This is a genomic window from Pseudomonas sp. QD4 (genome assembly GCF_049199125.1).
In the GTDB taxonomy this organism is placed as follows: Bacteria; Pseudomonadota; Gammaproteobacteria; order Pseudomonadales; family Pseudomonadaceae; genus Aquipseudomonas.
Genome location: NZ_JBLZOM010000012.1, coordinates 33,064 through 48,328, shown reverse-complemented (window position 1 = coordinate 48,328; position 15,265 = coordinate 33,064). Strand labels below are relative to the sequence as shown.

Below are 15,265 nucleotides of genomic sequence, written 5' to 3'. Positions count from 1 at the left end.
CTCCCAGATGCGCCTAAATCCCCCCCGCCACACTTCGTCTTCATGACAACGCTTATTTCCTCTGCCGACGGCGACGAGATCGATCATGAATCAAATGAACCAACTACCTGACGACGACCTGCTGGCCTTGTTGATGGCCGACGAGGCTGGTAGTGAACAGTCCATCCAGCGCGCGACCGAGTCAGGGCCAAGTGAACTGTCCTTCGCCCAGCAACGGCTGTGGTTCCTGCAACAACTGGCCCCCGAGAGCAGTGCCTATAACCTGCCGCGTGCCATCCAGCTGCGTGGTGCACTGGACGCGACCGTGCTGCAGGACGCCTTGCAACACATCATTGATAAACATGACATTCTCAAGACCGCCTTCCTCGAGATCGAGGGGCAGCCCAGGCAGGTCGTGGTTCCCGAGGCACGGCTCAGGCTGTCGCTGGAAGACCTCTCGACACTGGAACCGACGCAACGCAGCCAAACCCTGCGCGCCCGCCTGGACGCGGAGGCCGGGCGAGCCTTTGACCTGAGCCAGGCGCCGCTGATTCGCAGCGCACTGCTGAGGATGGCGCCTGACGAGCACGTCCTGCTGCTGAACATGCACCACATCGTTTCGGACGCGTGGTCCAACCCGATTCTCATGCAAGACCTGGGCGCAGCCTATGAACTGGCTGGCAGTGGCGATCCAGGCCGCCTTGCCCGACCGGCGATCCAATATCACGACTACGCTCGCTGGCAACGCCGGGATTACCCACGGACACCCCAGCACGACGCCGCGGCCGCCTACTGGAAAACCTACCTGGGCGAGGAAATCCTCCCTCTTGAACTGCCCGCTGACTTCCTCGTGGCACAGGACACCCGCCACCCGGCGGCGTCTCATTCGCTGAGCCTGGCTCCCGAGCTGAGCCGCAACCTCAATGCCTTTTGCCAGGCTCATGGGCTCACGCCGTTCGTGGTGCTTCTGGGGGCCTGGCAACTGTTGCTGGGGCGCTACAGCAATCAGCACGACTTCACCGTGGGCGTACCCAACGCCACCCGCAACCAGAGTGAAACCCAAGACCTGGTTGGCTTTTTTGTCAGCAGCCTGATCTATCGGGCGCAACTGGATCACAGCCCGACCACACTCGACTTCCTGCAGCGTCTGCGCCAAGAGTCCCTGGCCGCCTTGGAGCACTCCGACTACCCGGTCGAGCTGATTATCGAAGACCTGCACGTGCAGCGCAGGACTCAAGCCAATCCGTTGTTCCAGACCCTGTTCAACTGGCGTGTCGCAGGCCCGCAACAAGGCCCCATGGCGTTGGGCGAACTGCAGCTGGAGTTTCTTCCCCTGGAGCAACAAGAGGCCAAGTTCGACCTGGCTCTGGAGGTCGAGTACCAACCACAGGCCATTCACGCCAGTCTTGAGTACAGCAGTGCACTGTTCAGGCCGGAGACCATCGAACGCATGGCGCAGCACTGGCAGAACCTGCTGCACGCGATGGTGGCCGATGCCAACCAGCGCATTGGCGATCTGGCGTTGCTGGATACTGCCGAGCAACAGGCGAGCATCGCGGCCTGGAACCCGGCTCGGGTCGAATTCCCGGCCACCCAGGGCATTCATCAGCTGATCGAACAGCAGGTCGAGCGCACGCCCGAGGCCGTGGCAGTGGTATTCGAGCAGCAGTCCCTGAGCTATCGCCAGCTCAATCAGCGGGCCAACCGGTTGGCCCATCAACTGATTGAAAACGGCGTCGGTCCTGATGTGCTGGTCGGCCTGGCGGTGGAGCGCAGCCTGGAGATGGTGGTCGGGCTGCTGGCGATCCTCAAGGCCGGCGGTGCCTATGTGCCTCTGGACCCGGCTTATCCACAGGAGCGGCTGGCCTACATGATCGAGGACAGCGGCATTCGTCTGCTGCTGACCCAGCCGTCTCTGCTTAAAACGCTGCCGATCCCGGACGGGGTGCGCACGCTGCTACTCGACACCCCCGAATTGGCTGGCTACAGCCTGGACAACCCACAGGTGGCGATCGACCCGGCCAACCTGGCCTATGTGATTTACACCTCCGGTTCCACTGGCAAACCCAAGGGCACCTTGCTCCCGCACCACAATGTGCTGCGCCTGTTCCAGGCCACCGACCGCTGGTTCAACTTTGGCCCGCAGGATGTCTGGAGCCTGTTCCATTCCTACGCCTTCGACTTCTCGGTGTGGGAGATCTTTGGCGCACTGCTGTACGGCGGCAAGCTGGTGGTGGTGCCCCATGACGTCAGCCGCTCGCCAGAAGACTTCTTCAAGCTGTTGTGCGACGAGGGTGTCACGGTGCTGAACCAGACCCCGTCGGCCTTCAAGCAGTTGATGCCAGTGGCCTGCGCCAATGAATCCGGCAACGCTCTGCGCTATGTGGTATTTGGCGGCGAGGCCCTGGAAGTGAAAGCCCTGCAGCCCTGGTTCCAGCGTTTTGGCGACCAGCAGCCGCAACTGATCAATATGTACGGCATCACTGAAACCACGGTGCACGTGACGTACCGCCCGATCACCCAGGCCGATCTGCAGGCAGACGCCAGCAGCCCGATTGGTGAGGTGATCCCGGATCTCTCCTGGTACTTGCTCGACAGCAGCCTCAACCCGGTGGCCAAGGGCTGCATCGGTGAGCTGTATGTTGGTCAGGCCGGCCTGGCCCGTGGCTACCTCAATCGCGGCGACCTGACGGCCACGCGTTTTATTGCTGACCCGTTTTCCAATCATGGCGAGCGGCTGTACCGCACCGGTGACCTGGCGCGTTACCGCGCCGATGGGGTCATCGAGTACATCGGGCGTATCGATCATCAGGTGAAGATCCGCGGTTTCCGCATCGAACTGGGGGAGATCGAAGCGCGTTTGCTGCAACTGCCGGCCGTGCGCGAAGCCGTGGTCCTGGCCATGGACGGTGCCAGCGGCCAACAGCTGGTGGGCTATATCGTGGCCCAACCGGGGCAGGCGGCTGACGCCGAGCTGCGGGAAGCAATCAAGGCTCAACTGCGCACGGAACTGCCGGACTATATGGTCCCGGCGCACCTGTTGTTCCTCGACACCCTGCCATTGACCGGCAACGGCAAGCTGGACCGCAAGGCCTTGCCCCAGCCCGATGCCAGCCTGTTGCAACAGGCCTATGTGGCGCCGCAAAGCGAGCTGGAACAGCAGATCGCGGCGATCTGGCAGGACGTGCTGAAGCTGGAGCAGGTCGGCCTCACAGACGATTTTTTCGAACTCGGCGGGCATTCGCTGCTGGCGACCCAGGTAGTGTCGCGGGTGCGCCAGAGCCTGGGTCTTGAGGTGGCGCTGCGGACCTTGTTCGAGCACAGCCGGCTGGCGGAGTTTGCCGCGTCCCTGGGTTGCACGACTTCCGCCGGCGAGCCACCGCTGAAAAGGGTCGAACGCAACAAGCCGCTGCCACTGTCCTATGCCCAGGAGCGGCAGCTGTTTCTATGGCAGTTCTACCCCGAGAGCAACGCGTACCACATTCCGGCCGCCATCCGCATGCGCGGTGAGTTGGATATCCAGGCGTTGCAATACAGCCTGAATGCGCTTCTGGCACGCCACGAAAGCTTGCGCACGACATTCGTCGAACAAGGCGAACACAGCGTGCAAGTCATCGCCGACCACGCACTCCTTGGCCTGAGTGTGGATCAGCGACCGGTGCAGCCGCTCTCCCCCCAACAAATCGAAGACTGCATCGAGCACGAAACCCGCAAGCCATTCAACCTGGCGCAAGGGCCTCTGTTGCGAGCCAAGCTCGTGTCCCTGGCCGACGACGAGTACCTGTTGCTGCTGACACAGCACCACATCGTGTCGGACGGCTGGTCAACCCAGGTCATGGTCGAAGAGTTGATCGAACTCTATGCAGCAAACACCGAGCAGCGTGCGCCGAACCTGCCCGAGCTGCCGATTCAGTACGCCGACTATGCGGTCTGGCAGCGGCAATGGATGGAGGCAGGCGAGCGCGAGCGGCAGCTGGCGTACTGGGTCGGGCAACTGGGCGGTGAGCAGAAGACACTGGAACTGCCGACCGATCACCTGCGACCTGCCAGGCAGAGCTTTCGTGGCGCGAAAATCGATGTGCCATTGAGCGCCGCACTGAGCCAGGGCTTGAAGGCGCTGGCACACCGCGAAGGTGTTACCCCCTTTATGTTGCTCCTGGCGTCGTTCCAGATCTTGCTGCATCGCTACAGCGGGCAGACGGATATTCGCGTCGGTACTCCTATTGCCAACCGCAATCGGGTCGAGACCGAGCGCCTGATCGGCTTCTTCGTCAACACCCTGGTGCTGAAGTCGGAACTGAACGGCCTGATGTCCGTCACTCAGTTGCTGGCGCAAGTCAAACAGACCGCTCTGGATGCCCAGAGCCATCAGGACCTGCCGTTCGAGCAACTGGTGGAAGCCCTGCAACCGGAACGCACCTTGAGCCAGAACCCGTTGTTCCAGGTGCTGTTCAACCATCACAGTGAGCAGTTGCAACAGCGAACCGATAGGCAATTGCCGAACCTGCAACTCGAAAGCCTGGAAGCCGACAGCCTTACCGCAAAATTCGACCTGGCCCTGGACACCTTCGACAGCAGCGAAGGCCTGCATGCCGTATTGACCTACGCCGCGGATCTGTTTGCACCCTCGACGGCCGAGCGCATGGCCCGGCATTGGCAGAACCTGCTGCAGACCATGGTCAGCGACCCTGAACAAGCCATCAGCGATCTGGCGATGATCGATGCCAGTGAACAACAGCTGATGGTCAACCACTGGAACGCGACGGCGGTCGACAATTCGCTGGAGCGGGCCATCCACCAGTTGATCGAAGAGCAGGTCGAGAGAACTCCCGATGCGCCGGCACTGGCTTTTGCCAGCGAGCAGTTGAGCTACCGCCAGCTCAACCAGCGGGCCAACCAGCTCGCGCACAAGCTGATCGAACAGGGCGTGGGCCCGGATGTGCGGGTGGGCATCGCCCTTGAGCGCAGCGTGGAAATGATCGTCGGGCTGCTGGCCGTGCTCAAGGCCGGTGGCGCTTATGTGCCGCTGGATCCGGCCTACCCCGAAGATCGCCTGTTCTACATGATGCAGGACAGCGGGCTGCGGCTGCTGCTGACCCAGCGCGCGCTGCTGGAGCAATTACCGATCCCCGAAGGTGTGCAGAGCCTGGAGCTGGATCAGGATCCGTCCTGGCTCGAGGGTTATGACAAGGCCAACCCGACCCGCCGCCTCTCCCCGGAAAACCTGGCCTACGTCATCTACACCTCCGGTTCCACGGGCAAGCCCAAGGGGGTCATGGTGCGCCACGGCGCGCTGAACAACTTCATCTCCAGCATGGCCCGGGCTCCGGGGCTGGCCAGCAGCGATTGCATGATGTCGCTGACCACTTTCTCCTTCGATATCTTCGGCCTGGAAATCTACCTGCCGCTCAAGGTCGGCGCGCGCATTGTCCTCAGCGGCCAAGGCATGAACCTCGACCCCCAGGCCATCCTGGACAGCGTGCAACGCCAGGGCGTCACCGCGCTCCAGGCCACGCCATCGACCTGGCGGATGCTGCTCGACCACCCGCACCACGAGGCCCTGCGCAACTGCAAACTGCTGTGCGGCGGCGAAGCGCTGTCCGAGGAACTGGCAGCGCGCATGCTCGGGTTGTCGGCGCAGGTGTGGAACCTGTACGGCCCGACGGAAACCACCATCTGGTCGGCGGTCTACCCCTTGAGTCCGCAGCAGCCTGCGCCGTACCTCGGTCACCCGATCGACAACACCTCGCTGTACATCGTCGACCCGTACCTGGCCACCGCGCCTGTGGGCGCCGCAGGCGAACTGCTGATTGGCGGCGACGGTCTGGCCCGGGGCTATTTCCAGCGGCCGGCGCTGACGGCGGAACGCTTCCTGCCGGATCCGTTCGGGCCACCGGGCGCGCGGGTCTATCGCACCGGCGACCTGGCCCGGTATCGCCAGGACGGCGTGATCGAATACCTCAGCCGTATCGACCACCAGGTGAAGATCCGCGGCTTCAGGATCGAGCTGGGAGAAATCGAATCCCGGGTCCTGGAACTGGACGAAGTACGTGAGGTGGCGGTCGTCGCCAATGACACCCACGCCGGGCCACAACTGGTGGGTTATGTCGTGGCCGTCGAACCTCCAGCCGTTGCCGAGCACCAGGCCCTGCACCTGAAACTCAAGGCCTGGCTCAGCGAAAGCCTGCCTGACTACATGGTCCCGGCGCACTGGGTGGTCGTGGAAAAACTGCCGCTCACGCCCAACGGCAAGCTGGATCGCAAGGCGCTGCCCGCGATCGATATCAGCCTGTTGCAAAGAACCTACGTCGCCCCGCACAGCGAGCTGGAAAAACAACTGGCAGCGATCTGGGCCAGCATCCTCAACGTCGAGTCGATCGGTTTGAACGACAACTTCTTCGAGCTCGGCGGGCACTCCCTGCTGGCGGTACGCGTGGTATCGCGGGTGCAACTGGAGTTGGGCATGCAGATGAGCGCACAACAGATGTTCCAGTCACCCACCCTCGGCGCCCTGGCCGGCGAACTGCAACAGTCCGGCAACCCGATCGACACCCTGAAACTGAGCAAGCTAGAAGCACTGTTCGACGAAATGGAGGAAGTTTGATGGACCAGAATATGGCCGCACGAATCGCCAAGCGGTTCATCACCCTGCCGTTGGACAAGCGCAAGCTGTTCCTGGAAAAGATGCTCGGCGAAGGCGTTTCACCCGCCAACCTGCCGATTCCTGCGGTGCAATCGGAGGTGGAGCTGATCCCCCTGTCGTTTGCTCAGGAACGCCAGTGGTTTCTCTGGCAACTGGAGCCTACGAGCACCGCCTACCACCTGTCTGTGGCCTTGCGCATGCAGGGCGAGCTGGATGTCCAGGCGCTGGAGCGCAGCTTCAATGCCTTGATCGAGCGCCACCAGACCTTGCGCACCACCTTTGAACAGACCGAAGACGGCACGGTGCAGGTGATCGCTCCGCAGTGGTCGCTCAAGGTCGTTGTCGAGCAGGCCGAGCCGGTGCTGGACGAACTGGCCCGCGAGCGCGTGATCAAGGCCTTCGTCGATGCCCAGACCCAGGAGCTGTTCGACCTGCAACAGGGCCCCCTGCTGCGGGTCAGGTTGCTGCGGCTGGCGGCGCACGAGCACATCATGGTGATCGCCCAGCACCACATCGTTTCCGACGCCGCCTCGCTGCAGGTCATGGTCAGCGACCTGGTCCAGTTGTATGCCGCCTGCAGCCTGGGGCAGCCGGCTGACTTGGCGCAACTGCCGATCCAGTACGCCGACTACGCCATCTGGCAACGACGCTGGATGGAAGCCGGCGAGCGCGAGCGGCAACTGGCCTACTGGACGGACCAGCTCGGCGGTGAACAACCGGTGCTCGAACTGCCCCTCGATCGGCCACGCCCAGCGGTCCAGAGCTACCGCGGCGCGCGCCTGGATATGGTGCTCGACACGGCCCTGGGTCAGGGCCTCAAGCAGCTCGCCCAGCAGGAAAACGTGACCCCGTTCATGCTGTTGCTGGCCTCGTTCCAGACCTTGCTCCACCGCTACAGCCGCCAGGACGACATCCGCATCGGCGTGCCGGTGGCCAACCGCAATCGGGTTGAAACCGAAGGCCTGATCGGCTTCTTCGTCAATACCCAGGTACTCAAGGCCGACTTCACCGAGGCGCTGCGCTTCTGTGACCTGCTGCAACAGGTCAAGCACACCGCGATACAGGCCCAGGCCTACCAGGACTTGCCATTTGGCCATCTGGTAGAAGCCCTGCAACCGGAACGCAACCTGAGCCTTACACCGCTGTTCCAGGTGCTGTACAACCACCGCGGCTCGGCCCGGGACGCCAGCAGCGAGAAAGCGACGCACCCGCAACCGCTGCTGATCGAAAGCCTGGACTGGGAAATCACCAGCGCCCAGTTCGACCTGACCCTGAACACGGTGGAGTCCGCCGAAGGCATCGCCGCGACACTGACTTACGCCACGGATCTGTTCGACCGCAGCACCGTCGAACGCCTGGCCGGTCACTGGCAGAACCTGCTGCGGGGAATCGTCGCCAACCCGCAGCAAGCCATCGCCGAGCTGCCCTTGCTGGACGCCAGCGAGCAGCAACAGAACCTCAAGCAGTGGAACCCCGATACGGCGCACTGCCCCAGCGAACGCTGCCTGCATCAACTGATCGAGGCCCAGGCCGAGCGCGCGCCCCAGGCCATTGCGGTGAGCCTGGGCCAGCAACGGTTGACCTATGCCCAGCTCAACAGCCGGGCCAACCAGTTGGCCCACGCCCTGATCGAGCACCAGGTCGGACCGGACGTCATGGTCGGGCTGGCGGTCGAGCGCAGCCTGGACATGATCATCGGCCTGCTGGCCATCCTCAAGGCCGGCGGTGCCTACGTGCCGCTGGACCCAGCCTACCCGCAGGAGCGCCTGGCCTACATGATGCAAGACAGCGGCCTGTCGCTGTTGCTGACCCAGGCCGAGGTCCGGGATCGCCTGCCGATCCCACCGCAGGTCAGGACCCTGCTGATCGATGCCCACGAAACGGATGGCTTCAGCAGCGCCAACCCGCAGGTCGCGCTGGACCCGGCCAACCTGGCCTATGTGATCTACACCTCCGGCTCCACCGGCAAACCCAAGGGCGCCCTGCTCGCCCATCACAACGTGCTGCGCCTGTTCAAGGCCACCGAGGGCTGGTTCCAGTTTGGCCCGCAGGACGTCTGGAGCCTGTTTCACTCCTATGCCTTCGACTTTTCGGTCTGGGAAATCTTTGGCGCGCTGCTTTACGGCGGCCGGCTGGCTATGGTGCCGCAGGAGGTCAGCCGCTCACCGGAAGACTTCTTCACGCTGTTGTGCGACGAGGGCGTCACGGTGCTGAACCAGACACCCTCCGCCTTCAAGCAACTGCTGCAAGTGGCCTGCTCCCCCGAGCAGGCCGGGGCCAGCCTCGCCCTGCGCTATGTGGTATTTGGCGGCGAAGCCCTGGAAGTGCAGAGCCTGCGCCCCTGGTTCCAGCGGTTTGGCGACCAGCAGCCGCAGTTGATCAATATGTACGGCATCACCGAAACCACGGTGCATGTGACCTACCGCCCCATCACCCTGGCCGACTTGCAGCAGGAAGCCTCCAGCCCGATCGGCGTACCGATTCCCGACCTGTCCTGGTACCTGCTCGACGCGCATTTGAACCCGGTGCCCAAAGGCTGCATCGGTGAGCTCTATGTCGGCCAGGCCGGCCTGGCCCGCGGCTATCTGAAACGTGCCGACCTGAGCGCCACGCGTTTTATTCCCGATCCGTTCGGCGCCCCGGGTGAACGCCTGTACCGTACCGGCGACCTGGCGCGCTATCGCGCCGACGGCGTGATCGAGTACGCCGGGCGCATCGACCATCAGGTCAAGATCCGCGGTTTCCGCATCGAACTGGGAGAGATCGAAGCCCGTTTGCTGCACCTGCCGCTGATCCGCGAAGCGGTGGTGCTGGCCCAAGCCGGGCCGAATGGCCAGCAACTGGTGGCGTATGTGGTGCCCAGCAGTGCCCCGGACGGGGCCGAGGCCAGCAGCGCACTGCGCGATGAGATCAAGGCCCGGCTCAAGGAAGAGCTGCCGGACTACATGGTTCCGGCGCACCTGCTGTTTATCCCGCAGCTGCCGCTGACGGCCAATGGCAAGCTGGACCGCAAGGCCCTGCCGCAGCCGGACGCCAGCCAACTGCAACGGGCCTATGTGGCGCCGCAAAGCGAGCTGGAACAACGGATCGCCGAACTCTGGCAGAGCGTGCTGAAACTGCCGCAAGTGGGGTTGAACGACAACTTCTTCGAACTCGGCGGCGACTCGATCATCTCCATCCAGCTGGTCAGCCGCGCGCGCCAGGCCGGCATCCGCTTCAGCCCCAAGGACCTGTTTCAGCACCAGACCGTCAGGAGCCTGGCCAACGTCGCCCAGACCACCCAGGACAGCGGGCAAATCGACCAGGGCGCGGTCACGGGCACCACGCCGTTGCTGGCCATCCAGCAGATGTTTTTCGACACCCCGATTCCCCAGCGCCAGCACTGGAACCAGTCGGTCATGCTCAAGCCCGCCAAGCCGTTGGATGGCGAACTGCTGGAGCAGACCCTGCAGCACCTGACCCGCCACCACGATGCCCTGCGCCTGAGTTTCAGCGAGGATCAGGGGCAATGGCGCGCGACGTTCCTGGCGCCCCAGCCGAGCACCCGACTGCTCTGGCAGGCAAGCGTCGCCAACACCGACGAACTGGAACACTGGGCGGAAAAAGCCCAGGCCAGCCTCGATCTGCACGCCGGCCCCTTGCTGCGCGGGCTGCTGGCCACGTTGCAGGACGGCAGTCAGCGCCTGTTGCTGGTGGTGCACCACCTGGCGGTCGACGGGGTGTCGTGGCGGATTCTGTTCGAAGACTTGCAACACGCCTACACCCAGTTGCTGGGCGGCCAGGCCGTGGCCCTGCAAGACAAGACCAGCGCCGTCAAGGACTGGGCCGAACAGTTGCAAGGCCACGCCCGCAGTGAAGCCTTGCAGAAAGAGCTGACCTATTGGCAGGAGCAATTGCAGGAAGTGCCGGCAACGCTGCCCTGCGATCGCCCCGACGGCGGCCTGCAGAACCGCCATGGCCGCAGCCTGGAAACGCGCCTGGACCCGCACCTGACTCGACAACTGCTGCAAGACGCCCCCGCGGCCTACCGGACCCAGATCAACGACCTGCTGCTCACCGCCCTGGCACGGGTGCTCCAGCGCTGGACCGGTTACTCCAGCAACCTGATCCAGCTCGAAGGCCATGGCCGCGAAGAGCTGTTCGATCATCTGGACCTGACGCGCACCGTCGGCTGGTTCACCAGTGTCTTCCCGGTCAAGTTGAGCCTGGCCGCCGACCTCGGCGACTCGATCAAGCAGATCAAGGAACAACTGCGGGCAATCCCCAACAAAGGTATCGGCTTCGGTGCCCTGCGCTACCTCGGGGACCCGCAGACCCGGGACACCCTGAGCCGTTTGCCCGAACCGCGGATCACCTTCAACTACCTGGGCCAGTTCGATGGCAGCTTCGATCGCGACCAAGGTGCGCTGTTCGCCCCCGCCGAGGAAAGCACCGGCGCCAATCAAAGCCCGCAGGCGCCCCTGGGCAACTGGCTCAGCCTCAATGGCCAGGTCTACGGTGGCGAGCTGAAGATCGGCTGGGGCTACAGCAGCGACATGTTCGATGATTCGACCATCCAGCACCTGGCGGACGACTTTGCCCGTGAACTGGCGGTGGTCATCGAACACTGCTGCGACCCTCGCCATCAGGGGCTGACCCCGGCGGACTTCCCGGTCGCCCGCATCACCCAGCAGCAACTGGACCGCCTGCCGGTCCCGGCCAATCGGGTGGAAGACCTTTATCCACTGTCACCGATGCAGCAAGGCATGCTGTTCCACAGCCTGGAAGCGTCCGGCGACAGCCTGTACATCAACCAGATGAGCGTCGCGGTCGAAGGCCTGGATCCCGCGCGGTTCATTGCCGCGTGGAACAGCGCCATCGCCCGCCATGAAATCCTGCGCAGCGGGTTCTGGTCGGCCAGCGAACTCGCCGAGCCGCTGCAGGTTGTGTACAAGAGCGCCACCCTGCCGACCCGGATCCTCGACTGGCAGGATCGCCCCTTCGACCCGCAAGCGCTGGAGGCACTGCTCGCCGAGGACTGCGCCGAAGGTTTCGACCTGCTGCGCGCGCCGCTGACCCGGCTGACCCTGGTCAAGCTCGACGGGCAACGCTATCACCTGATCTGGACCAGCCACCACATCCTCATGGATGGCTGGTCCAGCTCGCGCCTGCTGGGTGAGGTCTTTGAGCTGTACAACGGCCGCCCCGCGCCGGCCATTCGCGGTCACTACCGTGACTATATCCAGTGGTTGCAGAATCAGTCCCAGGCCACCCTCGAGCAGTTCTGGAAAGACAAGCTGCAAGGCTTCGGCGGCTCGACCTCGCTGTCCAACAGCCTGAGCCCGCGCCCTGCCGCCGACCTGCAAGGCCATGCCGCGCTGTACCTGAATTGGGATGAAGGCCAGACCCGGCGCCTGCGCGAGCAGGCCCAACGCCTGCGAGTGACCCCCAACACGCTGATCCAGGCCACCTGGCTGCTCTTGCTGCAGCGCTACACCGGCCAGGAAAGCGTGTGCTTCGGCGCCACGGTGGCCGGTCGTCCGGCCAGCCTGCCGGGCGCCGAAGATGTGCTCGGGCTGTTCATCAATACCCTGCCGATCATCCAGGCGCCGCAGCCGCAGGCGCTGCTGGGCCAGTGGCTGCAAGATCTGCAGAGCTACAACCTGGAAGTCCGTGATCACGAACATGCCTCCCTGGCCGACGTGCAGCGCTGGTCCGGTCAAGGCGGCCAGGCGCTGTTCGACAGCATCATCGTGTTCGAAAACTACCCGGTGGATGAGCGTCTGCAGGAAGCCGGGCAGAATCAGCTCAGCTTCGGCGAAGTCAGCAACCGCGACGTCACCAACTTTGCCATGGACCTGGCGATCAACCTCGGCACGACGCTGAAGATCGAGTTCCTGTATCTGCGCAACCGCTTTACCGAAGACGCCACCGAGCAGGTCCGACGCAGCTTCGAGACGCTGCTGCTGGCCATGCTCGATCAGCCGGACGCCACCCTGGGCAGCCTCGGCATGCTGGCCGCCGCCGAGCAGCACGCCCTGCTGCAAAGCAACCAACTGCCAGCCCCGGGCACTTCCCAGCCGCTGCTGGCCGAGGTCGTGCGCCACCACGCCAGCACCCGCCCGGATGCCCTGGCAGTGGTCTGTGGCGATAGCCGCCTGACCTATGGCGAGCTGGAAGCCCGCGCCAACCGCCTGGCCCATTACCTGATCAGCCAGGGCGTGGGGCCGGAAGTGTTCGTCGGCATCGCCCTGGAACGCTCGGTAGACGTGATCGTGGCCTTCTACGCAGTGATGAAGACCGGTGGTGCCTATGTGCCACTGGACATCGACTATCCGCCGGAGCGGATCCAGTGGATCGTCGAAGACTCGGCCATGAGCGTGCTGATCACCCAGGGCGCCCTGGCTTCACGTTTCGAGGGCCTCTCGACCGCACGCCTGGAGCTCGACCGGCTGCGACTGGATGCACAGCCGTCGACCTGCCCGGCCACGGCCGTACTGGACGACAACCTCGCGTACCTGATCTACACCTCGGGGTCCACCGGCAAACCCAAGGGCGTGGCGGTGTCCCATGGCCAGATCCGCATGCATTGCCAGGCGATTGCCGAGCGCTATGACATGGATGTGAATACCCGCGAACTGCTGTTTATGTCCTTCGCCTTCGACGGCGCCCAGGAACGCTGGCTGGCGACCCTGCTCAGCGGCGCCCAACTGGTGGTCCGCGGCAACCCGCTGTGGACCCCGGAAGAAACCTGGCACGCACTGCATGCCCATCAGATCAGCATCGCCTGCTTCCCGCCGGCCTACCTGCAGCAACTGGCCGAGTACGCCGAAAGCCAGGATCAGGCGCCACCGCCGGTGCGCATCTATTGCTTCGGCGGCGATGCGGTGGCCGAAGCCAACTTCGAGCTCGTCAAGCGCGCCCTCAAGCCCGCCTACCTGACCAATGGCTACGGCCCGACGGAGACGGTCGTGACCCCGCTGCTGTGGAAGGTCAAAGCTGACCAGAACTGCGGCGCGGTCTACGCGCCAATCGGCACACGCATCGGGGAACGTACCCTGTACGTGCTCGATGAGCAGCTCAACCCGCTGCCCAATGGGGTCGCGGGCGAGCTGTATATCGGCGGCGAAGGCGTGGCCCGGGGTTATCACCAGCGCCCCGGCCTGAGTGCAGAGCGGTTTGTTGTCGACCCGTTCAGCGCCAATGGCAGCCGCCTGTATCGCACCGGCGACCTGGTGCGCCAGCGCGTCGACGGTGTGATCGACTACCTCGGGCGCCTGGACAACCAGGTCAAGATCCGTGGCTTTCGCATCGAACTGGGGGAAATCGAGGCCCGCCTGCGCGATCAAGCCCTGGTGCAGGACGCCGTGGTGGTCGCCCGGGAAACCGGCGCCGGCAAACAACTGATCGGTTATGTGGTCGCCGCCCCGGACCCGAGCCTGGGTGAGCAACTGCGCAACGCCTTGAGTCGGGAACTGCCCGACTACATGGTGCCTTCGCAGATCCTGGTCCTGGCGGCCTTGCCATTGAACCCCAACGGCAAGCTGGATCGCCTGGCCCTGCCGGACCCGGATTTCAAGGGACGGGAGTTCGTCGCGCCGCGCAATGCCCTGGAACAGGCTCTGGCCAGCATCTGGCAAGAGGTCCTGGAGCTTGAGCAGGTCGGCGTCACCGATAACTTCTTCGAGCTGGGCGGCGACTCCCTGCGGATTCTCAAGGTCCTGTCCAAGGTCCGTGGACGCAGCGACCTGGGCATCGAGCTGAAGCTGCGGGACATGATCGGCAAGCCGACCATTGCCGAGCTGTCGGGCTATGACCCCGAGGCGCACAACAGCCTCGATCCGTTGCTGCTGCTCAACAGCCGGGTGGCGGCACGCCGTCCGTTGTTCTGCCTGCACGCCGGCTTCGGCACGGTGTTCGACTACGAGCCCCTGGCCCGGCGCCTGGAAGGCCAGCGCAGTGTCTACGGACTGCAATGCCGGATGCTGCTGGACCGTCACTGGGAGGACGAATCCCTGGGCGCCATGGCCATCGACTATGCCCAGTACATTCGCCAGAAACAGGCTGACGGCCCGTACCACCTGCTGGGCTGGTCCCTGGGTGGCACCCTGGCGCTGCTGGTGGCCCAGGAGCTGGAGAGCCAGGGGCAACAGGTGGAGTTCCTGGGCCTGGTGGACAGCTTTGTGCCGAGCCTGACGCCCGAAGTCGACAATGACGACTGGAGCGATGATCTGCGCAGCTTCCTCGCGGTGATCTTCGGCTTGCCGGCGCACCAGCTGCCGCCGTTAAGCCTTCGCGCCCACAGCGACCTGGCGACCCTGGAGCCGCTGATCGCCGGGGTGCAGCAGGCCCTGGCGAGCGCCTCGGCTTACGCCGGGATCAGCAGCGATGAGCTGGCCCATACCTTCAGCGTGGCCATGAAACTCAAGGCCCTGTCGCTGCAACTGGACGCCCTGCCCGAGACCCGCAGCCGCCCGTATTGCTGGTGGGCCAAGGCTAACGCCAGCGACCCGAACCAGCGCCTCGAGGCGGCACAGGCCAACGAGCAACTGCTGGCCGGGCACTTCGACATCCTCAAGCAAGCGGCCTTCCTCAAGGACGCACTGCAACAGCTGGAGCAACCGGAAACGGTGGCCCCGTAAGCCCTTTGCCGCTGCGGATGGT

General features: G+C 64.2%; 2 protein-coding genes. Both read left to right on the top strand.

From position 1 onward, the window contains the following. Positions 1–85 precede the first annotated feature (85 nt). Complete coding sequence (locus tag ACOZJV_RS33755) at positions 86–6,583, top strand: amino acid adenylation domain-containing protein (protein ID WP_421549522.1); 6,498 nt, start codon at positions 86–88, stop codon at positions 6,581–6,583. Further along, positions 6,583–15,243 (top strand): amino acid adenylation domain-containing protein, encoded by an 8,661-nt coding sequence (locus tag ACOZJV_RS33750; protein ID WP_421549521.1) that lies wholly within the window; start codon positions 6,583–6,585, stop codon positions 15,241–15,243. Before ACOZJV_RS33755 ends, ACOZJV_RS33750 begins: the two co-directional genes overlap by 1 nt. The last annotated feature ends 22 nt before the right edge of the window (positions 15,244–15,265 follow it).